This window comes from Streptomyces sp. NPDC043896 (assembly GCF_056435605.1).
Map to the genome: position 1 here is coordinate 85,821 of NZ_JBWKEE010000001.1, position 23,170 is coordinate 108,990.

Here is a 23,170-nt window from a genome sequence, read left to right on the forward strand (position 1 = left end):
ACCCGCGACGACGGATCGACCTGGTCGCCACCTCAGACAGTTAACCCCGGATCTCCGAAGGGGGAGGTCGGATCGTGACGACCGCCAGCTCCAAGGTTGCCATCAAGCCGCTTGAGGACCGCATCGTGGTCCAGCCGCTCGACGCCGAGCAGACCACGGCCTCCGGCCTGGTCATCCCGGACACCGCGAAGGAGAAGCCCCAGGAGGGCGTCGTCCTCGCGGTCGGCCCGGGCCGCTTCGAGGACGGCCAGCGTCTCCCGCTGGACGTCAGCGTCGGCGACATCGTGCTGTACAGCAAGTACGGCGGCACCGAAGTGAAGTACAGCGGCGAGGAGTACCTCGTCCTCTCGGCCCGCGACGTGCTCGCGATCGTCGAGAAGTAATTCGCTTCAAGAAGTTTGCTTGAGCTGCGCCCCTGGTCACCCCGCTGATTGCCGGGCGGCGAGGGGCGCGGTTCGTTAAACCTAGTTTTCGAGAGGGCTGAACCGCTCCCATGGCGAAGATCCTGAAGTTCGACGAGGACGCCCGTCGCGCCCTCGAGCGCGGCGTCAACAAGCTTGCCGACACGGTCAAGGTGACGATCGGCCCCAAGGGCCGCAACGTCGTCATCGACAAGAAGTTCGGCGCCCCCACCATCACCAACGACGGTGTCACCATCGCCCGCGAGGTCGAGCTGGACGACCCGTACGAGAACCTCGGCGCGCAGCTGGTGAAGGAGGTGGCGACCAAGACCAACGACATCGCGGGTGACGGCACCACCACCGCCACCGTGCTGGCCCAGGCGCTCGTCCGTGAGGGTCTGCGCAACGTCGCCGCCGGCGCCTCCCCGGCCGCCCTGAAGAAGGGCATCGACGCCGCGGTCAAGGCCGTGTCCGAGGACCTCCTCGCGACCGCCCGCCCGATCGAGGACAAGTCCGACATCGCCGCCGTGGCCGCGCTCTCCGCGCAGGACGCCCAGGTCGGCGAGCTCATCGCCGAGGCGATGGACAAGGTCGGCAAGGACGGTGTCATCACCGTCGAGGAGTCCAACGCCTTCGGCCTGGAGCTCGAGTTCACCGAGGGCATGGCCTTCGACAAGGGCTACCTGTCCCCCTACATGGTCACCGACCAGGAGCGTATGGAGGCCGTCCTCGACGACCCGTACATCCTGATCAACCAGGGCAAGATCTCCTCCATCCAGGACCTCCTGCCGCTGCTGGAGAAGGTCATCCAGGCCGGTGGCTCGAAGCCGCTCCTGATCATCGCCGAGGACGTCGAGGGCGAGGCCCTCTCCACCCTCGTCGTCAACAAGATCCGCGGCACCTTCAACGCGGTCGCCGTCAAGGCCCCGGGCTTCGGTGACCGTCGCAAGGCGATGCTCCAGGACATGGCCACCCTCACCGGTGCCACCGTCATCGCCGAAGAGGTCGGCCTCAAGCTCGACCAGGCCGGTCTGGACGTCCTCGGTTCCGCGCGCCGCGTGACCATCTCCAAGGACGACACGACCATCGTCGACGGTGGCGGCAACGCCGCTGACGTCGCGGGCCGCGTCAACCAGATCAAGGCCGAGATCGAGTCCACCGACTCCGACTGGGACCGCGAGAAGCTGCAGGAGCGCCTGGCGAAGCTCGCCGGCGGCGTCTGCGTCATCAAGGTCGGCGCCGCCACCGAGGTGGAGCTGAAGGAGAAGAAGCACCGTCTCGAGGACGCCATCTCCGCGACCCGCGCCGCGGTCGAGGAGGGCATCGTCTCCGGCGGTGGCTCCGCGCTCGTCCACGCCGTCAAGGTCCTGGAGGACAACCTCGGTCTGGCCGGCGACGAGGGCACGGGTGTCGCGGTCGTCCGCCGCGCCGCGGTCGAGCCGCTGCGCTGGATCGCCGAGAACGCCGGCCTCGAGGGCTACGTCATCACCTCGAAGGTCGCCGAGCTCGACAAGGGCCAGGGCTTCAACGCCGCCACCGGTGAGTACGGCGACCTGGTCAAGGCCGGCGTCATCGACCCGGTCAAGGTCACCCGCTCCGCCCTGGAGAACGCCGCCTCCATCGCCTCCCTGCTCCTCACGACCGAGACCCTGGTCGTCGAGAAGCCGGCGGAGGAGGAGGCCGACGCCGGTCACGGCCACGGTCACGGCCACAGCCACTGACGCGTCCGCGCGCTTCGACGGAAGGCCCCCGTCCCGCCGTTCACACGGTGGGACGGGGGCCTTCCCGCATGCCCGGGCCGCATGCCCGGGCCGCATGCCCGGGCCGCCCGGGCGGGCGTCACTTCATGATGCCCAGCTGCCGCATCACGGCCATGGCGTCGTAGTGCCACCAGCCTTCCTTGATCTTGCCGTCCTGACATCGGAAGACCGTGGTGCCGGTCATCGTGCAGGTCTTGCCGGTCGGGGCGACTCCCATGAACTCGCCCTTGTGCGTGCCGGTCCAGGTCCACAGCGTGGTGACGTAGTCGTCCTGCGCCATCTGGGCGTCACGGGTGAAGGTGAAGTCGAAGGCGGCGCGCCACATCTCGACGTCCTCGCGGATCGCGGCGTAGCCGTGCTTGTCCTCGGGGTTGGAGACGTCGTGGTCGTGGTAGTCCGGGGCGAAGATCTCCTCGATGACGGACATCTCGCCCTTCATTGCGATGTCGTCGTACATCCGGTTCGCCAGCAGGGTGTTGAGGTGCTCGTCGCGGACCATGTCGAGGTTGGTGAAGGTCGGCATGCCGTCGCACAGGGACACCATCTCGTGGAACATCCGGTCCGTCTCGGGGAGGTTGGAGTTCTTCATGGCCTCCTCGTACGACGGGAACTCGACGAAGTTCACGTAGTGGTCCGTTTGTTCGCGGTCCTTGCCCACGATGCTGTGGGTGACCGTGCGCTTGCCCTGGCTCTGCGCGACGTACTTGTCCAGCAGGTCGTTCATCGCCTCGGGCTGGTGAGTCCTGTAATCAACCAGTTGTACGAATGTCATGGTGGGCTCCCGTGCTGGATGGGACATGTCCAGTTTAGGGAGGATTCACCTTTTCGCTCCGTTTACCGGTGGGTCACTGGGGTCCGTACTTGCGCCCGGTACGGGAGGACACGCCGCCCAGCAGCCCCCGCGGCGTCAGCTTCACCACGCCCATCAGCGCCTTGTAGCGCGGGTCCGGGATCGAGACGGTCCGGCCGCGCGCCAGGTCGGCCAGCGCGGCGGCCACCAGCTTGTCCGCGTCGAGCCACAGCCAGCCCGGGATGTTGTCCGTCCCCATGCCCGCCCGCTGGTGGAACTCGGTCCGCACGAAACCGGGGCACAGGGCCATCAGGCGCACCCCGGACCCGCCGAGGTCCCGCGCCGCGCCCTGGGTGAACTGCACGACCCAGGCCTTGCTGGCGCCGTAGGTGCCGCGCGGCACGAAGGCGGCCACCGAGGCCACGTTGATGACGCCGCCGCGCCCGCGCGAGCGCATCGACTCCGTCGCCGCCGAGGTCAGCCGCAGCACCGCCTCGATGTGCACCTTCAGCATGGTCAGCTCGTCGGCCATGGAGACTTCGAGGTAGCGGCCCTTGTTGCCGAAGCCCGCGTTGTTCACGAGCAGGTCGACCGGGTGCGTACGGTCGCCGAGGCGGGTCTCGACGGCCGCGATGCCCTCTTCGGTGGAGAGGTCGGCGGCCAGTACCTCGGCCTCGATGCCGTGCCGGTCGTGCAGCTCGGTGGCCTGTTCGGCCAGCCGCTTGGTGTCGCGGGCCACCAGTACGAGGTTGTGGCCCTGGGAAGCGAGCCGCCGGGCGAAGGCGGCGCCGATGCCCGCCGTGGATCCAGTGATCAGCGCAGTCGTCATGTGCGCAAAATAGCCGCCCGGGCCGGCTCCCGTGTCATGGCGGGTACGCGCGTGCGATCCCGTGTTCCCCGGCAGCCGCGCCCGGGGCCCCGGCCACGGCTCCGCCGGCCCTCCCGCTCAAAGCGGCGACTGGGGGGTTGGCGCCTTCGTCAAAGCCGGTCTTATGCTCGAAGGGTGATTGAGGCACGCCACCTCCGGATCCTGCGCGCTGTCGCCGGGACCGGTTCCTTCTCCGCCGCCGCCCGCGAGCTCGGCTGCACGCAGCCCGCCGTCTCCCAGCAGATGAAGGCCCTGGAGCAGTCGGCCGGCACCCCGCTGCTGGTGCGCACCGGCCGGGAGATGCGGCTGACGCAGGCGGGGGAGGCCCTGGTGCGGCACGCCGCCGGGATCCTGGCCGGCCTGACGGCCGCCGAGGAGGAGGTCGCGGCCATCGCCGGGCTGCGCGCGGGCCGGGTCCGGCTCGTCTCCTTCCCCAGCGGCAGCTCCACCCTGGTGCCGACCGCGCTGGCGGCGATGCGCGCCGAGCACCCGGGCACCCGTATCTCCCTCGTCGAGGCGGAGCCGCCGCGTTCGGTGGAGATGCTGCGCGAGGGCGACTGCGACGTGGCGCTGGCCTTCCGCTACGGCGGGGACGGCCCGGCGGCGGCGAGCGCGGCCGAGTGGGAGGACCTGGTGGTCACCCCGCTGCTGACCGACCGGCTCGTCGGGCTGGTCCCCGACGGGCACCGGCTGGCGGGTGCCGAGCGGGTGGGCATGGCCGAGCTGGCCGGCGAGCCCTGGATCGCGGGCTGTCCGCGCTGCCGCCGCCACCTGGTGGAGGTGTGCGAGGGGGCGGGCTTCACCCCGCGCATCGACTTCGCCACCGACGACTACCCGGCCGTGGTGGGGCTGGTCGGGGCGGGCCTCGGGGTGGCGGTGCTGCCGGAGCTGGCGGTGGAGTCCGTACGGGCCAAGGGCGTGAGCACCCTGGCCGTGGAGCCGGCCGTGGAGCGGGAGGTCGTGGCGCTGACGCTGCCGGACCTGGCGCGCGTACCAGCGGTGGCGGCGACCCTGGGCGAGCTGGTGCGGGCCGCCGCGCGCTGACCGTACGGGGGCGTACGGCCGGACGGGTGACGGCCCGCACCTGAGCCGTGGCGACGCGCCCGGGAGCGCGCGCGGATCTGAGGGAACGTTCCTTCGGGTGGGTGTCCGTCCGGGTCGGACCGGCCGTCAGTGCGGTGGGACGGGGCCGATCGTGCTGGACGCGGGGATCAGCCGGTGCCGTGCGCGGCCCATCAGCTCCTCGCGTTCGTCCTCGGTGAGCCCTCCCCACACCCCGTAGGGCTCGCGGACGGCGAGTGCGTGCGCGGCGCATTCCGAACGCACCGGGCAGCGCATGCAGACCTCTTTAGCCGAGGCCTCGCGCGCACTCCTGGCCGCGCCCCGCTCGCCTTCCGGGTGGAAGAAGAGGGAGCTGTCGACTCCGCGGCAGGCGGCCAGCAGCTGCCAGTCCCAGAGGTCGGCGTTCGGTCCGGGGAGGCGGGAGAAATCTGCCATTGGTAGTCCTCTTGGTGCCGGGTACTACGCGGATACGGTCCATGTCTCCACACCTACTGTCTTAGTAGATGTAAATATGACTCATTGGGACCCTAGCCTCAGACACATGGCAAACGGAAGGAAAGCCGCCAAATAGGGCATACCTCCAGATGGAGGACGGCTGACTCGTGGCTCCGGCGCGGTGATCGCTTCCTCACGTAGAGTGCCGAAGGTGTCCGTCCGACCCGTAACTCTTTCGAGTGACCATCGTTGAGAGAGCGAGTGCGGTTGAAACGAGAGGTTCCCGGACAGGTGTCCGAGGGCATCGACCGCACAGGTGACGATACGTACCAGCCTGGAGGCTCAAGGTGACGCGCATCAGCAGCTGCGGAGGGCGGTCATGACTTCCGTCCTCGTCTGCGACGACTCCCCGCTTGCCCGAGAGGCGCTCCGTCGCGCGGTTGCCACCGTGCCCGGCGTCGAGCGTGTGACGACGGCTGCCAACGGCGAGGAAGTCCTCCGCCGCTGGGGCGCCGACCGCTCCGACCTGATTCTGATGGATGTACGGATGCCCGGCCTGGGCGGTGTCGAGACGGTCCGCCGGCTCCTGTCCGCCGATCCGGGCGCCCGCATCATCATGCTGACGGTCGCCGAGGACCTGGACGGCGTGGCCCTCGCGGTCGCCGCCGGCGCCCGGGGGTACCTGCACAAGGACGCCTCGCGCGCCGAACTGCGGGCCACGGTCACCCAGGCGCTCGCCGACCCCACCTGGCGGCTGGCCCCGCGCCGGCTCCGCTCGGCCGAGATGGGGGCCGCCCCCACCCTGACCGCGCGCGAGATCCAGGTGCTGGAGGGCATGAGCCACGGCCGGTCCAACGCGGAGATCGGGCGCGAGCTCTTCCTCTCCGAGGACACGGTCAAGACGCACGCCCGCCGGCTGTTCAAGAAGCTCGGGGCCTCCGACCGGGCGCACGCCGTGGCGCTCGGCTTCCGCTGGGGTCTCGTCCGCTGACCGCGACACCGGCGGCCGGCGGCCGGCGCGGTCCCGTCCGCCACGAGGCGGGCGGGGCGGCAGGCGTCCGCCGGCGCCGCCGGTGCGGAAGTCCCGCCGCACCCGGTGTTCCGCCGGGGATTGGCGGGGCACAATCCGGGGGACGTGTCGCTTCGGGCGCGATGCCGCATCCTTGATGGTGTGCCGCATTCTTGGAGAGGTCGAGTCCTCGGGGACGACGATTCGGGCCGAGCGGAGGGGAGGGCGCAAATGACGAGTTCCGGCGCACCCGCTCATAACGCTTCGATGCACAACACGGACCACGGTGCCGCGAACGCTCCCGCGCCAAGGCACCATGGATTGATGCGCGACGACGAGGCCCTGGGGTCCCCAGCGGCCACAGGCCCCACCGGCGCCGCCAAAGGCGGCAACGCCGGGGCCGTCGGCGCGCTCGTACGCCGTGCCGTCGAGGGGGACGAGCAGGCCACGCACGACCTCCTGGCCTTCGTGCACCCCCTCGCCCTGCGCTACTGCCGTACCCGTCTGTCGCGGCTCCCGGGTGACGCCCGTCACTTCGTGGAGGACCTCGCGCAGGAGGTCTGCGTCGCCGTGCTGATGGCGCTGCCCCGCTACCGGGACACGGGCCGGCCCTTCGAGGCCTTCGTCTTCGCCATCGCCGCGCACAAGGTCGCCGACCTCCAGCGGGCCGCCATGCGCCACCCGGGGAGCACGGCCGTGCCCTCCGACGAGATGCCGGAGCGGCCGGACGACTCGCTGGGCCCGGAGGAGCGCGCACTGCTCAGCAGTGACGCGGCCTGGGCCAAGAAGCTCCTCGCGAACCTGCCGGAGAACCAGCGCGAGCTGCTCGTCCTGCGGGTGGCCGTCGGGCTGACCGCCGAGGAGACCGGCCAGATGCTCGGCATGTCCCCGGGCGCGGTGCGGGTGGCCCAGCACCGGGCCCTCAGCCGGCTCCGCGCGCTCGCGGAACAGTGACCGCCGCCCCGGAGGTCCACGTTCCGTTTCGCGGCATTTCCATCGTAGGAAACGACGAAAATCTCGGTTGATCTTGGTCGTGGAATGAGACGTGCCGGGATCCCGTTAGCATGGACATCCGCGCTGAGCAAGACCATTTGGGAAGGTGTCATGACCGCCGACGGAGTGCCCGACAAATTCGCCACGCTCGGACTGACCTATGACGACGTGCTGCTGCTGCCGGGCGCGTCGGACATGGCTCCGGACGAGATCGACACCTCCTCCCTCATCTCGCGCAACGTCCGGGTGAAGGTTCCGCTGCTGTCCGCCGCCATGGACAAGGTCACCGAGTCCCGCATGGCCATCGCCATGGCCCGCCAGGGCGGCGTCGGCGTGCTGCACCGCAACCTCTCCATCGCCGACCAGGCCAACCAGGTCGACCTGGTCAAGCGCTCCGAGTCCGGCATGGTCACCGACCCGATCACGGTCCACCCGGACGCGACGCTGCGCGAGGCCGACGAGCTCTGCGCCAAGTTCCGCATCTCCGGCGTCCCGGTCACCGACCCCGCCGGCAAGCTGCTCGGCATCGTCACCAACCGCGACATGGCCTTCGAGTCGGACCGCAGCCGCCAGGTGCGCGAGGTCATGACCCCGATGCCGCTGGTCACCGGCAAGGTCGGCATCGCGGGCGTGGACGCCATGGAGCTGCTGCGCCGCCACAAGATCGAGAAGCTGCCGCTGGTCGACGACGCGGGCATCCTCAAGGGCCTCATCACGGTCAAGGACTTCGTCAAGGCCGAGAAGTACCCGAACGCCGCCAAGGACAAGGACGGCCGCCTGCTGGTCGGCGCCGCCGTCGGTGTCGCCGGCGACGCGTACGAGCGCGCCCAGGCGCTGATCGAGGCGGGCGCCGACTTCATCGTCGTCGACACCGCCCACGGCCACTCCCGCCTGGTCGGCGACATGGTCGCCAAGATCAAGTCGAACTCCTCCGTCGACGTCATCGGCGGCAACGTCGCCACCCGCGACGGCGCCCAGGCCCTGATCGACGCCGGCTGCGACGGCATCAAGGTCGGCGTCGGCCCCGGCTCCATCTGCACCACCCGCGTGGTCGCCGGCATCGGCGTCCCGCAGGTCACCGCCATCTACGAGGCCTCCCTCGCCGCCAAGGCCGCGGGCATCCCCGTCATCGGCGACGGCGGCCTCCAGTACTCCGGCGACATCGCCAAGGCCCTCGTCGCGGGCGCCGACACGGTGATGCTCGGCTCGCTGCTCGCGGGCTGCGAGGAGTCCCCGGGCGAGCTGCTCTTCATCAACGGCAAGCAGTTCAAGTCGTACCGCGGCATGGGTTCGCTCGGCGCGATGCAGTCCCGCGGCGAGCGCAAGTCCTTCTCCAAGGACCGCTACTTCCAGGAAGGGGTCGGCGGCGACGACAAGCTGATCCCCGAGGGCATCGAGGGCCAGGTCCCCTACCGCGGCCCGCTCTCCGCGGTCGTCCACCAGCTGGTCGGCGGCCTGCGCCAGTCGATGTTCTACGTCGGCGGCCGCACCGTCCCCGAGCTCCAGGACCGGGGCCGCTTCGTCCGCATCACCTCGGCGGGCCTCAAGGAGAGCCACCCGCACGACATCCAGATGACGGTGGAAGCACCGAACTACAGCCGGATGAGCTGAACACGATGACCGCCCGAGGGGGCGGGCCCGCACGGGCCCGCCCCCTCGGGCGTGCCCCGGTCGTCCGTACAGCGGTCACCGGAACGCGGTCACCCGACGTTCGGGGATACTGGACGGGCAGACCCAGAGGAAAGGCCACCACACGTGACTGAGATCGAGATCGGGCGCGGCAAGCGCGGCCGCCGGGCGTACGCCTTCGACGACATCGCCATCGTCCCCAGCCGGCGTACGCGGGACCCGAAGGAGGTCTCGATCGCCTGGCAGATCGACGCGTACCGCTTCGAGCTCCCGTTCCTGGCCGCCCCCATGGACTCGGTGGTCTCCCCGAAGACCGCGATCCGCATCGGCGAGCTCGGCGGCCTCGGCGTGCTGAACCTCGAAGGCCTGTGGACCCGCTACGAGGACCCGCAGCCGCTGCTCGACGAGATCGCCGGGCTGGACGAGGAGACGGCCACCCGCCGCCTCCAGGAGATCTACGCCGCGCCGATCCAGGCCGACCTGATCGGGCAGCGCATCAAGGAGGTGCGCGACTCCGGCGTCGTGACCGCCGCCGCGCTCTCCCCGCAGCGCACCGCCCAGTTCTCCAAGGCCGTCGTCGAGGCGGGCGTGGACATCTTCGTGATCCGCGGCACCACCGTGTCGGCCGAGCACGTCTCCGGCGCCGCCGAGCCGCTGAACCTCAAGCAGTTCATCTACGAGCTCGACGTCCCGGTCATCGTCGGCGGCTGCGCCACCTACACGGCGGCCCTGCACCTGATGCGCACCGGCGCCGCGGGCGTCCTCGTCGGCTTCGGCGGCGGCGCCGCGCACACCACGCGCAACGTCCTCGGCATCCAGGTCCCGATGGCCACCGCCGTCGCCGACGTGGCCGCGGCCCGCCGCGACTACATGGACGAGTCCGGCGGCCGTTACGTCCACGTCATCGCCGACGGCGGCGTGGGCTGGTCCGGCGACATCCCGAAGGCCGTGGCCTGCGGTGCCGACGCCGTGATGATGGGCTCCCCGCTGGCCCGCGCCACCGACGCCCCCGGCAAGGGCAACCACTGGGGCATGGAGGCCGTCCACGAGGACGTGCCGCGCGGCAAGAAGGTCGACCTCGGCACCGTCGGCACCACCGAGGAGATCCTCACCGGCCCGTCGCACAGCCCCGACGGCTCGATGAACCTCTTCGGCGCGCTGCGCCGCTCGATGGCCACCACCGGCTACAGCGAGCTCAAGGAGTTCCAGCGGGTCGAGGTCACGGTCGCGGACTCGCAGCACAGCCGCTGACCCTGTCGTACGCACGCCGGAGGGCCGGCACCCCGCTCGGGGTGCCGGCCCTCCGGCGTGCGCGGGGCGTCCGGTCAGTCGCCGACCTTCTTGGCGGCGCCGAAGGCGACGAAGCCGCCGATGCCGAGGAAGACGAGGGTCATGAAGTCCATGCCCTCCTTCCAGACGTCGTTCAGGCCGGTGACGCCGATCTTGTCGAGGACGTCGAGTGCGCCCATGTTGCCGAAGTCGGCCATCGCGAGCGTGATGAAGAAGAGCTGGCCGAGGTACACGGCGCCGAGGGAGAGCAGGGCGGACACCACCGGGAGGACCGGGTTGCGACCGCCGATCTTGCCGGCGGCCAGACCCACCAGCAGGCCGACGCCCGCGGCCGCGTACCCGATCTCGCGGTCGATGGCGTTCATGATGCCGCCGTACGCGGCCGCCGAGGCCAGCGCCGCCACGACCGCGGCGACCACACCGAGGGCGACGTTGCCGCCGCGGGCCGGGGCCGGGGCGGGGACCTCGGTGGAGGAGGAGGGTGCGGGCGGCTGGAAGTTCTGGCTCATACGGGAAATCCCCCCCAGGGATTCGGACGCACGGGTGCCCGTCAGGCGTAAGTGCGAGATAAGTGACGCCGCAGGCTAACAGGGGACCCCGGCATTCCAGGAGGGGATTTCGGTCGGATGATCGAAGCCGAACCGGAACCGGAACCGGAGCCTGCCCTGCCCGGCCCGGCCCGTGGCCGGGGCCGTGGCCGGGCCGGTGGGGTCCGTCAGAGGCGGTGGGCCGCGCCGGCCGGGCTCGCGCCGCGGGTGTCGAGGAGGAGCTGGGCCTTCACCGCCAGGCCCTGCATGTCGTACGTGCGGTGGTGCTGGAGCAGGATCGTCAGGTCGGCGTTCGCGGCGGCCTCGTAGAGCGAGTCGGCGCGCGGCACGGGCTGGTCGCGGACCCGCCAGCCCGCGATGTACGGGTCGTGGTAGCTGATCAGCGCCCCGAGGTCGAGGAGCCGGCTGGCGATCTCGCCGGCCGGTGAGCCCTCCTGGTCGGCGAGGTCGGGCTTGTAGGTGACGCCCAGGAGGAGGACGCGGGCGCCGCGCGCGGACTTGCCGTGTTCGTTCAGCAGGGTGGCGCAGCGCTGGATGACGTACTGCGGCATCCGGTTGTTGATCTCCTGCGCCAGACCGACCATGCGCAGCGGGTGGCCGGGGGTGCGGGTGGTGTGGGGGAGGTAGTTGGGGTCGAGGGGGACGCCGTGGCCGCCGACTCCGGGGCCGGGGCGGAAGGCCTGGAAGCCGTAGGGCTTGGTCTCGGCGCAGCGGATGACGTCCCAGAGGTCGACGCCGAGGTCGTGGCAGAGCACGGCCATCTCGTTCATCAGGGCGATGTTGACGTGGCGGTAGTTGGTCTCCAGCAGCTGTACGGTCTCGGCCTCGCGCAGGCCGCGGGCGCGGACGACCTTCTCGGTGAGGCGGGCGTAGAAGGCGTGCGCGGATTCGGTGCAGGCGGGGGTGAGGCCGCCGATCACCTTGGGGGTGTTGGAGATGGTGTGCGTCCGGTTGCCGGGGTCGAGGCGGCTGGGGGAGTAGGCCAGGTGGAAGTCCCGGCCGGCCCGCAGCCCGGAGCCCTCTTCGAGGATGGGCCGCAGGTAGTCCTCGGTGACGCCGGGGTGGGCGGCGGACTCCAGGATGACGGTGGTGTGCGGGCGCAGCCGGGCGGCGAGGGTGCGGCCGGCCTCGCCGACGGCCCCGAGGTCGAGCGCGCGGTCGGCGCCGAGCTGGGTGGGGGCGCAGATGACGGCGGTGCGGACCCGGCCGAGTTCGGCGGGGTTGGTGGTGACCCGGAATCCGGCGGCCGACATGCGGCGGATCTCGGCGGCTGTGAGGGTGCTGTCCGTGGCGGGGCCGCTGTCGTAGCCGACGGTCTCGATTCCGGCGGCGACGGCCGCCTGGGCGAGGGGGAGGCCGAGGTGGCCGAGGCCGATGACGGCGAGATCTGCGGGCATGGGGGGCCGTCCCTTCCCTTCCCTGGCATGCATGAGGGGGCGGTGCGCGCAAGTCCTGTGGACCTCTGGAGCTGGCGCAATGTCAGACTAGGCGTATATATGACAGATATGTCGCATTGTGGGGTGGTGGTTGCCGTTGTGTTGTCCACAGGCGGTGGCTGATGTCGGTGCGGCCGGTCAGAATCAGGAAGCGGGGGATGTGAGCGGGATCACCCGCACCGAGCGGGTACGGCCCGCACCAACGGGAGGCAGCCGTGAGGACAGCGACACTGGGACCGGCGCAGCGCGCGGAGGCGCTCGCCCGGATGGCCGAGCGGGAAGTGGACGTCCTGGTCGTCGGCGCGGGGGTGGTCGGCGCGGGCACCGCGCTCGACGCCGTGACCAGAGGCCTGTCGACAGGTCTGGTGGAGGCCCGTGACTGGGCCTCCGGGACCTCCAGCCGGTCGAGCAAGCTGATCCACGGCGGCCTGCGCTACCTGGAGATGCTCGACTTCGCCCTCGTACGGGAGGCGCTGAAAGAACGCGGGCTGCTGCTGGAGCGGCTCGCCCCGCACCTCGTGAAACCGGTGCCCTTCCTGTACCCGCTCCAGCACAAGGGCTGGGAGCGGTTCTACGCGGGCTCGGGCGTGGCCCTGTACGACGCGATGTCCGTCTCCAGCGGGCACGGGCGCGGACTGCCCACCCACCGCCACCTCTCGCGCAAGCGCGCCCTGCGCATCGCCCCGGCGCTCCGCAAGGACGCGCTGGTGGGCGCCCTGCAGTACTACGACGCCCAGATGGACGACGCGCGCTACGTCACCACGCTGGTCCGGACGGCCGCCGCGTACGGGGCGCACTGCGCCAACCGGGCGAGGGTGGTCGGCTTCCTGCGCGAGGGCGAGCGGGTGGTCGGGGCGAAGGTGCGCGACGTCGAGGGCGGCGGCGAGTACGAGATCCGCGCCAAACAGATCGTGAACGCCACCGGTGTGTGGACGGACGACACCCAGGCGCTGATCGGGGAGCGCGGGCAGTTCCACGTACGGGCGTCGAAGGGGATCCACCTGGTCGTCCCCAAGGACCGGATCCACTCCAGCACCGGACTGATCCTGCGGACCGAGAAGTCGGTGCTGTTCGTGATCCCGTGGGGCCGGCACTGGATCGTCGGGACCACCGACACGGACTGGGACCTGGACAAGGCGCACCCGGCGGCGTCGAGCGCGGACATCGACTACCTGCTGGAGCACGTGAACTCGGTGCTGGCGGTGCCCCTCACGCGGGACGACGTCCAGGGCGTGTACGCGGGCCTGCGGCCGCTGCTGGCCGGGGAGTCGGACGCGACGAGCAAGCTCTCGCGCGAGCACACCGTGGCCCACCCGGTGCCGGGGCTGGTGGTGGTGGCGGGAGGCAAGTACACGACGTACCGGGTCATGGCGAAGGACGCGGTGGACGAGGCGGTGCACGGGCTGGACCAGCGGGTCGCGGCGTGCGTGACGGAGGACGTGCCGCTGGTGGGCGCCGAGGGCTACCGCGCCCTGTGGAACGGCCGCGCCCGGATCGCGGCGCGGACGGGACTCCATGTGGCGCGGGTGGAACACCTGTTGAACCGGTACGGATCGCTGTCGGAGGAACTGCTCGACCTGATCGCGGCCGACCCGGCCCTGGGGGAGCCGGTGACCGGCGCGGAGGACTACCTGCGGGCGGAAATCGTCTACGCCGCCTCGCACGAGGGGGCCCGGCACCTGGACGACGTCCTGACGCGGCGGACGCGGATCTCCATCGAGACCTTCGACCGGGGGACGCGATCGGCCCGCCAGTGCGCGGAATTGATGGCTCCGGTGCTGGGCTGGGACAAGCAGCAGATCGAGAAGGAGATCGAGCACTACGAGAAGCGGGTACAGGCGGAGCGGGAATCGCAGCGCCAGCCGGACGACCAGACGGCGGACGCGGCGCGGCTGGGGGCGCCCGACATCGTCCCGTTGTAACTCCGAGATACAGGAGGGGGAACCGGCGGCCCCGGGGCTCCCGTCGGATGCGGAGTGAGCAACAATGAGGTTTCTGCCGGGGTGGATTACCGTGCCCCCCGGCGGCTGCCGAGGCAGCCGGGGCAGGCTGCACGATCGCAGAGGGGACGCATGTCGAAGCCGGAGCACACCGAGTCGTCTGCCGGGGCGCCTGCGGCGAAGCCGGACGGCGGGGCCGGGGCTGCCGGTTCCGCCGCCGCTGCGGAGCCCGCCGCTGTGCCCCGGCCGCGCTCCGGCACGGCCGGGAGCGAGCCTGCGTCCGTGACGGAGCCGCGTTCTGACGCGGAGAAGGCCACCGACGCCGAAGCGGAACCCGAGGACACCGCCGGGTCCGATGCCGCCGCGGAGGCGTCGGTGTCGAAGGCGGCCGGGCCCGCCGAGGACGCGGAACCGGCGACGGAACCCAGGAAGGACGCTCCCGCCAAGGCCGCTCCCGCGAAGGGTGAGCCCGGCAAGGCCGCTCCCGCGAAGGCGGCCGTGGCAGGGGGCGCTTCGGCGAAGGACGCGCCCGTGAAGGACGCGCCCGCGAAGGGTGAGCCCGGCGAGGGTGAGCCCGGCAAGGTGGCTGAGGCGAAGGGTGAGTCCGTGAAGGACGCGCCCGTGAAGGACGTGCCGGCGAAGGACGCGCCCGGCAAGGCGGCTGCGGCGAAGGACGTGCCCGCGAAGGTGTCGGTGGAGAAGCCGGTGTCCGCCAAGGCCGGTGCGGACGCGGCCGGGGCCGCGCAGGCGGCGGACGAGCCGGCGGCGGGTGCCGTCGCGCCCGCCGGCGCCCCGGCGAAGGCCGCGCCCGCCGGTGGCGAGGGCGACGCCGAGGAGGCCGCCGAGGACGCGCGGCGCGAAGGGCGGCTGCTGGCCGGGCGGTACCGGCTGGGCGCCGTGCTCGGCAAGGGCGGCATGGGCACCGTATGGCGCGCCGAGGACGAGGTCCTCGGCCGGACCGTCGCCGTCAAGGAACTCCGCTTCGGCAACGGCGTCGACGAGGACGAGAAGCGCCGCCTCATCACCCGGACGCTCCGCGAGGCCAAGGCCATCGCGCGCATCCGCAGCGAAGGCGCCGTCACCGTCTTCGACGTCGTCGACGAGGACGCCCGCCCCTGGATCGTCATGGAGCTCATCGAGGGCCCCTCGCTCGCCGAGTTCATCCGGGAGAACGGCCCGCTGACCCCCCAGCGCGCGGCCGAGGTCGGCCTGGCCGTGCTCGACGTGCTCCGCGCCGCGCACCGCCAGGGGATCCTGCACCGTGACGTGAAGCCGTCCAACGTGCTCATCGCCGCTTCCGGCCGCGTCGTGCTCACCGACTTCGGCATCGCGCAGGTGGAGGGTGACCCCTCCATCACCTCCACCGGCATGCTCGTCGGCGCCCCTTCCTACATCTCCCCGGAGCGCGCCCGCGGCCAGAAGCCCGGCCCGCCCGCCGACATGTGGTCCCTCGGCGGTCTGCTGTACGCGGCCGTCGAGGGCGTGCCCCCGTACGACAAGGGCAACGCGCTCGCCACCCTCACCGCCGTGATGACCGAGCCCGTGGACCCGCCGCGGAACGCCGGCCCGCAGCTGACCGAGGTCATCTACGGACTGCTGGTCAAGGACCCGGCCCGGCGCCTCGCCGAGGAGCAGGCGCGGACGATGCTCACCGCCGTGGTCAACGCCCCCGAGCCCGCCGTCCCCGCGCAGCCCGATCCGCTCCCGCCGGTCGAGGAGACCCGGCCGATCTCCCTCACCAAGGCCGACGCGGCGGCCGAGAAGGCGGCGAAGAAGGAACGCGAGCGCCGTGAGCGGGAACAGCGCGAGCGCACCCGTGCCGCGCTGAAGGCCGCCCGCAAGGCCGCCGCCGCCCAGGCCGCGGCCACCGCCGCCGCGGCCGAGGCCCCGCCGGCCCGGCCCGCGCAGGCCGGGGCCTCGATCACCGACGTGGTGCCGCGCCGCACCATCGTGCTGGCCATAGCCGCCGTGGTCGTCGTCCTCGCCGTGGTCGGCTCGCTCATCGCCTACATGGTCAAGGGCGGCGACAAGTCCGACGGCCGCAAGAACGAGGGCAAGGGCGGCGGCGTTCCGGCCGTGTCCGGCAGCCCCTCGCCGGGCGGCTCCGCCGGCAACGCGCCGGCCGCGTCCGCCGGTTCCTCGGCCGGCGCGACCCCGAGCGGCACCCCCGGCACGCCCGCGCCCAGCGGCACTCCGGGCGCCACCGACCAGGGCCAGGGCCAGGGTCAGGGGCAAGGGCAGAGCCAGGGTCAGGGTCAGGGGCAGGGAGCCAGCCCGGGCGGCCCCGGCGCCGGACTCCCGGCCGGTTTCACCACCGTGACCGACCTGCGGTACCACTTCTCCATGGCGATGCCCGAGGGCTTCCGCCAGACCGACACCGCCGGTGAGAACTCCGGCGCGATATACAGCCGCGACGGCGGCTTCCCGAGGATCCAGGTCGACTACACCAACAGCCCGGGCAACGACGCCCGCCTGGCCTGGGCCAAGCTCGCCCCCGCCGTCGCGAGCAGCAGCAAGGGCTACCGCCAGATCCGCCTGGACACCGTGGAGTACCGGGGCTACCCGACCGTCGCGGACTGGGAGTTCGAGCGGGAGCAGCAGGGGGTGCGGGTCCGCGTCCTGGACCGGGGCTTCAAGACGGACGCCACGCACGGTTACGCCATCATGATCAGCTGCGCCGCCGACCAGTGGGACGGCCCCGAATGCACGCAGCTGCGCAACACCGCGTTCCAGACCTTCCAGCAGTTGGGCTGACGGCCCTCGCAAGCCCGGGACGCGGGCGCCCCCGGCGACGTATCGTGTCCAGCGGGCCATGGGGGACCGCACTCGGGGGAGGCGATGTGGAGGACTACGCCGGCCGGATCCTGTCCGGCCGCTACCGTCTGCCGATTCCGCCGTCCGACGAGTACGAGCTGATAGAGACCCGCGCCTTCGACACGCGCAGTGGGCAGGAAGTCCTCGTCTGCCAGGTGCCGTTGCCCGAGGTGGTGGACGCGGAGCTGCTCGACGGCACCCCGGCGCACACCGTGGCCGCCGGGGAACTCCCCGCCGTCCGGCGGGCCATCGCCGCCGCGCAGGCGGCCGCCTCCGTGCCGGACCACCCCCGCCTCGACCAGGTCTTCGACGTGTTCGAGGAGGACGGCTCGCTGTGGATAGTGAGCGAACTCGTCCCCGCCAGGCCGCTGGCCGCGCTGATCGCCGACGAACCGCTGAACCCGTACCGGGCGGCGGAGGTCGCCTCCGACGTGCTGACCGCGCTGCGGGTGCTGCACGCCCACGGCTGGACGCACCGCAACATCACGGCCCGGACCGTGCTGATATGCGAGGACGGACGGGTCGTCCTGACGGGCCTGGCGGCCGGCGCCGCCGAGGAGGCCCTGTGCGGGTACGACCCGGTGCCGCCGCCGGACACCGGGGAGCCCGGCGGGGACGCGGACGGAGCCTGGGGCACCCCGGCGCCCCCGGGCCCCGCGCCGGCGGAGGTCCGGGACGAGGAGCCCCGGTACGCGCCGCTCGTGGCGCCGGGCTACGACACCGGGCCGCGCTACACGGACCACATCACGCCGGAGCCGGAGCCGGAGCCGGAGCCCGAGCCGTCCCGGCCCGTCCCGCCGCCGGCGCCCCGGCAGGACGGGCCGCCCGCGCGGACCGCACCGGCCGGGCAGGACCCGGCCGCCGCCGAGGCGGCCGCCCGCGCCGGGACCATCGCCGCGTACCGGGCGGGGACCCGGGCCGCGACGGCCGAGGTGGCGCGGCAGCGCGGCGAGCGCGGCCCGGTGGTGGTGCCGGTGCTGCCGCCGACCGGGGCCAACCTGCCGCAGGAGTACGCGTACCCGTACGGGGGGCCGGACACCGCCGCCGCCACGCCCTGGCACGGGGTGGGCCCGCGCCGCCAGGCCGGCCCCGACCCGCAGCCGCAGCCGCCGGAGCCGCATCCGCAGCCGCAGCCGCCGGAGCCGCAGCCCGCGCCGGAGCAGCCGGAGCGGCCGACGCAGCCCCAGCCGCCGGAGCGTCCGGAGCCGCCTCGGCAGCGGCCCGGACCGGAGCCGGAGCCGCCGCGGCCCGGCCCGCCCGTCGAGCCGGCCCGGCCCGCGCTGCCCGCGCAGCTCGCCCTCCCACAGGGCTACCGCCAGGCCGAGCCGCCCGCGCCCCCGGCGCCCGCCCGCACCCCGGTGCCGGCCCCCCGCCCGGCCCCGCGCCCGTTCCCGGCCCCCGAAGCCCGCCCGCGCGAAGCCGGCGGCGCCTGGGGCGGTCCCCGCACCGGCCTCGACGCCGAGCGCGCCCGCCAGACCCGGATGGCCGTCGTCGGCCCCCTCACCGAGCGCTGGGCCCCCGAGCAGGCCGCCGGCCCCGTCCACGGCAACTGGCAGCTGGCCGCGCCCGTCGGCCCCGCCGCCGACCTCTGGGCCCTCGGGGCCCTGCTGTACCGCGCCGTCCAGGGGCACGCCCCGTACCCCGAGGACAGCGTCGCCGAGCTCGTCGAGATGGTCTGCGCCGAGCCGCCCGCCTTCGCCGAGGACTGCGGCCCGCTGCGCCCCGTCGTGGAGTCCCTGCTGCGCCAGGACCCCGCCGAGCGGCCCGACTTCGAGGAGCTCCGCGGCTGGCTGCGCTCGCTGGTCCGCTCCGCCCCCGAGCCCGACGGGGACTTCGCCGGGCTCCCGCTGCCGGAGCCGGACCCGGCCCGGCTGCCCGTCCCGCGCCGCCGGGGCGACCTGCACGGGCGCCACCGCAACCCCGCGGCCCCCCGCAAGCCGCGCTCCCTCGGCCGCCTCCTGCTGGGCGGCGTCATGGCCCTGCTCGTGGGCGGGGTGGCGTACGCGGTGCTCTTCATGCCGCGCGCGACGGACGCCGGGCAGCAGCCCACCGCCGCCCAGAGCCCGGCGGCCTCCGCCTCCGGCCCGGGCAGCCCCCAGCAGGGCCCGGCGTCCAAGCCCGCGCAGACCCCCGGCCCGGCCCCGAGCGGAGCCCCGGAGTCGAAGCCCGCCCCGCAGGGCGACGCGCCCGCGCCGGAGGGGTACACCGTCCAGCAGGACCCGGCGCACTTCAGCATCGCGGTGCCCAACGGCTGGGAGCGGCAGTCCATCAACGAGGCCGGGCAGGTGCGCTATACCCAGGGCCAGTTCACCCTGATCGTCGTACCGGGCCGGGACCGGGTGGAGGGCGGGAGTCCGGATCCGCTGGGCTACCAGAAGGACAAGGAGCCCGAGCTGGCCCCGTACCGCAACTCCACCTGGGCCTCCGGCGGGGACGTGAAGTCCACCAAGGTGGGCCAGCAGTTGCGGGTGACGGGCCGCTACACCTGGATCGACGCGGCGGGCCGGTCCCTGTTCGCCCGCAACTTCGTCGTCGCGCTGGGCGGCAGCTACCACGTCGTGATGGTGACGGGACCGGAGGACAACCAGGACAAGGTCACCGACGTCTTCGAGAAGGCGACGGCGAGTTACAAATCCGGGGGCTGACGGGCGATCAGTACGGCGATTGCGTCACAGTGCCGGCTTACGGGCCCCGCTCGGTTCCGGCAGTGCCCGTGGGCTCCGTAATCTGGCGTGGAGTGCACAGAGCGGCGGGAATTCGTGGAACAGCAGACAGGCGCGGGTGCGGTGCTGGCGGGCCGGTACCGGCTCGTGGAGCCCATCGGCAGCGGTGGCATGGGCAAGGTGTGGCGCGCGCACGACGAGCTGCTGCACCGGACGGTCGCGGTCAAGGAGCTGACGGCGGGGCTGTACGTCTCGCAGGCCGACCGGGAGGTCATGCACGCCCGTACGCAGAAGGAGGCCCGGGCGGCGGCCCGGATCCAGCACCCGGCGGTCGTCACCGTCCACGACGTGCTGGAGCACGACGACCGGCCGTGGATCGTCATGGAGCACATCGACGGCCCCTCCCTCGCGGAGGCCGCGAAGGCGGCCGGGCGGATCGAGCCCCGCGAAGCGGCCCGGATCGGCCTGCACGTGCTGGGCGCGCTGCGCGCGGCGCACGCGGTCGGCGTGATGCACCGGGACGTCAAGCCGGGCAACGTGCTGCTGGCCAAGGACGGCCGGGTGCTGCTGACGGACTTCGGGATCGCGGCGATCGAGGGCGACTCGTCGATCACGCGGACGGGTGAACTCGTCGGGTCCATCGACTACCTGGCCCCGGAGCGGGTCACGGGCGGCGCCCCCGACCCGTCCTCCGACCTGTGGTCGCTGGGCGCCACCCTGTACACGGCCGTCGAGGCGCGCTCGCCCTTCCGCCGTACGTCGCCCATCTCCAGCCTCCAGGCGGTGGTGAACGACGAGCCGCCCGTCCCGCGCCAGTCCGGCCCCCTGGGCCCGGTCATCACCGCGCTGCTGCGCAAGGACCCGGCCGAGCGCCCTTCGGCGGCGGAGGCCGAGCGGATGCTGCTGGAGGCGATGGAGGGCCGCGAGCCGAAGGCGGCCCAGGCGTACGTGCCCACGCGCGCGGTGAGCGACGAGGAGCGGGCCTCCGCGCAGGCGGCCGTGCCCCCGGCGCCGGAGCCCGCCCCCGCGCCCGCCCCTGCCCCGGCCACCGCCCTGCCCGAGCGGCCCACGGCCCCCGCCGTGCGCCCGCCGGGCCGGCTGCGGCGGGCCGCCGCGGTGGCCCTGGTCGCGGCGCTGCTCGGCGGCGGCGCGGTGTTCGGGCTGCTGAAGTTCACCGGCGACGACGGGGACGCGGACAAGGGCGGCGGCTCCGACAAGAACGCGAGTGCCACCGGCGGCCAGACCGGCCAGACGGGCCAGACCGGCCAGACGGGCGAGAACGGCGAGACCGGCCAGAAGGCCGCCACCCCGCCGGCCGGGTGGGAGAAGGTCACGGACCCGGAGGGCTTCACGCTGTTCGTCCCCAAGGGCTGGAAGCGCCAGGTGTTCGGCGACCAGATCGACTACACCGGGGACGACGGCAAGCACTACATCCGGATCGCCGCCGACCGCACCCCGGACTTCAAGGACCCGTACGCGCACGTGCTCGACCTGGAGAAGCAGGTGGCGAAGCGGACGGACTACAAGCGGCAGAAGCTCGCCCCGAACACCTTCCGGGGGAGCACCGATGCCGTGCTGTGGGACTTCACGTGGACCGAGAAGGGGGTGCACGCCGGGCCGCGCCGCGCCATCGAGCAGATGTACTACGCCCCGAACGGCACCGAGTACGCGATCTACATGACGGGCCCCGCGGCGGACTGGGCCACGACCCGCCAGCAGTTCGACACCGTGCTCAGCGGCTGGGAGCCGGCCGGGAAGGGGAGCTGAGCCCACCCCGCGAGGGGAACCGGGCCGCCCTCCCCGGCCATCCTGCCAGCGATCGCTGGCAGATTTGGCAAAATCCGGTTACCCACGGGTACCCAAAGGCCCGGCCGCGCAATACGCTCACCGCCATGACGGACTCGCAGGCCCCCGCCGCCCCCCTCCGCTCCGCACCGCAGCCCACCAACCCGGTCGCCCCGGCCCCGGCAGGCGCCCGTACCGCCGCCGACGTGGTGACCCCCGCCCTGGTCGCCCGGCTCACCCGCGGAGTGATCGGCTCCGGCCGGACCGCCAACCACACCCCTTTCACCGGGGCCAAGCTGGCGGACCTGCCCGAGGCCACCCCCGAGGACGTGGCCACCGCCTTCGCGCGGGCCCGCACCGCCCAGCCCGCCTGGGCCGCCGTCCCCGTACGCCGACGGGCCGCCGTACTCCTGCGCTTCCACGACCTGGTCCTCGCCCGCCAGTCCGAGGTCCTCGACCTCATCCAGCTGGAGACCGGCAAGGCCCGCCTGCACGCCCACGAAGAGGTCCAGGCCGTCGCGGTCGCCGCCCGGCACTACGGCCGCAAGGCCCCCTCCTACCTGCGGCCCAAGGGCCACACGGGCGCCATGCCCACCCTGACCAAGGTCACCGAGCTGCGCCAGCCGCGCGGGGTCGTCGGCCAGATCGCCCCCTGGAACTACCCCCTCGAACTGTCCGTCGGCGACGCCCTGCCCGCCTTCGTCTCGGGCAACGCCGTCGTCATGAAGCCCGACACCGAGACCGCGCTCACCGCCCTGTGGGCCCGCGACCTGCTCATCGAGGCCGGACTGCCCGCCGAGGTCTTCCAGATAGTCCTCGGTGAGGGTCCCGTCGTCGGCCCCGAGGTGGTCCGCCACGCCGACTACGTCTCCTTCACCGGCTCCACCCGCACCGGCCGCGAGGTCGCCCAGGGCGCCGCCGCCCGCCTGGTCGGCGTCTCCCTCGAACTCGGCGGCAAGAACGCCATGCTCGTCCTGCACGACGCCGACGTGGAGAAGGCCGCCGCCGGCGCCGTCCGCGCCTGCTTCTCCTCCGCCGGACAGCTGTGCATCTCCATCGAGCGGCTCTACGTCCACGCCTCGATCGCCGACGCCTTCGTCGAGCGCTTCGCCGCCCGCACGAAGGCCATGCGGCTCGGCGCCTCCCTCGCCTACGGCGCCGACATGGGCTCCCTCGTCGGCGAACGCCAGCTGGAGACCGTACGGCGGCACGTGGACGAGGCCGTCGCCAAGGGCGCCACCCTCGTCGCCGGCGGCCTCGCCCGCCCCGACATCGGCCCCCTCTTCTACGAGCCCACCATCCTCGACGGCGTCGAGGCCCCCATGTCGGTCTGCGCCGAGGAGACCTTCGGCCCGGTCGTCTCCATCTACCGCTTCACCGACGAGGACGAGGCCATCGCCCAGGCCAACGCCACCGCCTACGGCCTCAACTCCAGCGTCTGGACCAAGGACGCCCGCCGCGGCCACGCCGTCGCCGCCCGGCTGCGCACCGGCACCGTCAACATCAACGACGGCTACGCCCCCGCCTACGGCAGCGCCCAGGCCCCCATGGGCGGCATGAAGGACTCCGGCCTCGGCCGCCGCCACGGCTCCGAGGGCATCCTCAAGTACACCGAGGCGCAGACCGTCGCCCACCAGCGGCTGCTCCCGATGGCCCCCTCGCTCGGCATGGACGACGAGCAGTACGCCCGCTTCATGACGAGCAGCCTCAAGGTCCTCAAGGCCCTCCGACTGCGCTAAGGGGAACC

At 72.8% G+C, this 23,170-nt stretch carries 18 protein-coding genes; 12 read left to right on the top strand and 6 right to left on the bottom strand.

The features are described 5' to 3' along the window. The first annotated feature begins 74 nt into the window (after positions 1 to 74). Both groES and groL read left to right on the top strand, forming a co-directional pair. Positions 75 to 383, top strand: coding sequence for a co-chaperone GroES (gene groES, locus AC069X_RS00495; RefSeq protein ID WP_030230757.1), 309 nt, complete (start codon positions 75 to 77; stop codon positions 381 to 383). Between the two features lie 110 nt (positions 384 to 493). Next, a complete protein-coding gene (gene groL, locus AC069X_RS00500) occupies positions 494 to 2,122 on the top strand; it encodes a chaperonin GroEL (RefSeq protein ID WP_478723567.1) in 1,629 nt (542 codons plus the stop codon). Positions 2,123 to 2,240: 118 nt separating this feature from the next. Here groL and AC069X_RS00505 read toward each other — a convergent pair whose 3' ends face one another. Further along, entirely contained in the window at positions 2,241 to 2,933 is a 693-nt protein-coding gene (locus AC069X_RS00505) for an ester cyclase (RefSeq protein ID WP_478723569.1), read from the bottom strand. Between the two features lie 73 nt (positions 2,934 to 3,006). Continuing rightward, the gene (locus AC069X_RS00510; RefSeq protein ID WP_478723571.1) at positions 3,007 to 3,780 is read right to left on the bottom strand and encodes an SDR family NAD(P)-dependent oxidoreductase; all 774 of its coding nucleotides are present in this window, start codon (positions 3,778 to 3,780) and stop codon (positions 3,007 to 3,009) included. 174 nt (positions 3,781 to 3,954) lie between these two features. Between AC069X_RS00510 and AC069X_RS00515 the strand changes: the two genes are divergently transcribed. Next, complete coding sequence (locus tag AC069X_RS00515) at positions 3,955 to 4,863, top strand: LysR family transcriptional regulator (protein WP_478723573.1); 909 nt, start codon at positions 3,955 to 3,957, stop codon at positions 4,861 to 4,863. Positions 4,864 to 4,989: 126 nt separating this feature from the next. Here the strand turns inward: AC069X_RS00515 and AC069X_RS00520 are convergent, their stop codons facing one another. Further along, a complete protein-coding gene (locus AC069X_RS00520; RefSeq protein WP_030298281.1) occupies positions 4,990 to 5,316 on the bottom strand; it encodes a WhiB family transcriptional regulator in 327 nt (108 codons plus the stop codon). Between the two features lie 379 nt (positions 5,317 to 5,695). Between AC069X_RS00520 and AC069X_RS00525 the strand changes: the two genes are divergently transcribed. The 4 genes from AC069X_RS00525 to AC069X_RS00540 all read left to right on the top strand — a co-directional run bounded on the left by AC069X_RS00525 (position 5,696) and on the right by AC069X_RS00540 (position 10,198). Next, positions 5,696 to 6,307 (top strand): response regulator transcription factor, encoded by a 612-nt coding sequence (locus AC069X_RS00525; RefSeq protein WP_003948568.1) that lies wholly within the window; start codon positions 5,696 to 5,698, stop codon positions 6,305 to 6,307. Between the two features lie 342 nt (positions 6,308 to 6,649). Continuing rightward, positions 6,650 to 7,279 carry a sigma-70 family RNA polymerase sigma factor gene (locus tag AC069X_RS00530; RefSeq protein ID WP_007265958.1) on the top strand — a complete coding sequence of 210 codons (630 nt, stop codon included), beginning with the start codon at positions 6,650 to 6,652 and terminating at the stop codon, positions 7,277 to 7,279. 150 nt (positions 7,280 to 7,429) lie between these two features. Next, positions 7,430 to 8,929, top strand: a complete 1,500-nt coding sequence (gene guaB, locus AC069X_RS00535; protein ID WP_478723575.1) for an IMP dehydrogenase — start codon at positions 7,430 to 7,432, stop codon at positions 8,927 to 8,929. Between the two features lie 144 nt (positions 8,930 to 9,073). Continuing rightward, positions 9,074 to 10,198 carry a GuaB3 family IMP dehydrogenase-related protein gene (locus tag AC069X_RS00540; protein WP_478723577.1) on the top strand — a complete coding sequence of 375 codons (1,125 nt, stop codon included), beginning with the start codon at positions 9,074 to 9,076 and terminating at the stop codon, positions 10,196 to 10,198. 74 nt (positions 10,199 to 10,272) lie between these two features. Here AC069X_RS00540 and AC069X_RS00545 read toward each other — a convergent pair whose 3' ends face one another. Next, the gene (locus AC069X_RS00545) at positions 10,273 to 10,746 is read right to left on the bottom strand and encodes a hypothetical protein (protein WP_478723579.1); all 474 of its coding nucleotides are present in this window, start codon (positions 10,744 to 10,746) and stop codon (positions 10,273 to 10,275) included. A 206-nt stretch (positions 10,747 to 10,952) separates the two neighbouring features. Continuing rightward, complete coding sequence (locus tag AC069X_RS00550) at positions 10,953 to 12,182, bottom strand: nucleotide sugar dehydrogenase (RefSeq protein ID WP_478723581.1); 1,230 nt, start codon at positions 12,180 to 12,182, stop codon at positions 10,953 to 10,955. 254 nt (positions 12,183 to 12,436) lie between these two features. Between AC069X_RS00550 and AC069X_RS00555 the strand changes: the two genes are divergently transcribed. Beyond that, positions 12,437 to 14,143: a glycerol-3-phosphate dehydrogenase/oxidase gene (locus tag AC069X_RS00555; protein ID WP_478723583.1), complete on the top strand. Its 1,707-nt coding sequence runs from the start codon at positions 12,437 to 12,439 to the stop codon at positions 14,141 to 14,143. 86 nt (positions 14,144 to 14,229) lie between these two features. Here AC069X_RS00555 and AC069X_RS00560 read toward each other — a convergent pair whose 3' ends face one another. Beyond that, positions 14,230 to 14,877 (bottom strand): pentapeptide repeat-containing protein, encoded by a 648-nt coding sequence (locus AC069X_RS00560; RefSeq protein WP_478723584.1) that lies wholly within the window; start codon positions 14,875 to 14,877, stop codon positions 14,230 to 14,232. Between AC069X_RS00560 and AC069X_RS00565 the strand changes: the two genes are divergently transcribed. From AC069X_RS00565 to AC069X_RS00580, 4 genes are all read left to right on the top strand, one after another. Then, positions 14,783 to 16,915, top strand: coding sequence for a serine/threonine-protein kinase (locus AC069X_RS00565; RefSeq protein WP_478723586.1), 2,133 nt, complete (start codon positions 14,783 to 14,785; stop codon positions 16,913 to 16,915). The genes AC069X_RS00560 and AC069X_RS00565 overlap by 95 nt on opposite strands. A gap of 86 nt (positions 16,916 to 17,001) precedes the next feature. Then, positions 17,002 to 19,620: a protein kinase gene (locus tag AC069X_RS00570; protein WP_478723588.1), complete on the top strand. Its 2,619-nt coding sequence runs from the start codon at positions 17,002 to 17,004 to the stop codon at positions 19,618 to 19,620. A 114-nt stretch (positions 19,621 to 19,734) separates the two neighbouring features. After that, positions 19,735 to 21,405 carry a serine/threonine-protein kinase gene (locus AC069X_RS00575; RefSeq protein ID WP_478723590.1) on the top strand — a complete coding sequence of 557 codons (1,671 nt, stop codon included), beginning with the start codon at positions 19,735 to 19,737 and terminating at the stop codon, positions 21,403 to 21,405. A 125-nt stretch (positions 21,406 to 21,530) separates the two neighbouring features. Beyond that, complete coding sequence (locus tag AC069X_RS00580; RefSeq protein ID WP_478723592.1) at positions 21,531 to 23,162, top strand: succinic semialdehyde dehydrogenase; 1,632 nt, start codon at positions 21,531 to 21,533, stop codon at positions 23,160 to 23,162. Positions 23,163 to 23,170: the final 8 nt, after the last annotated feature.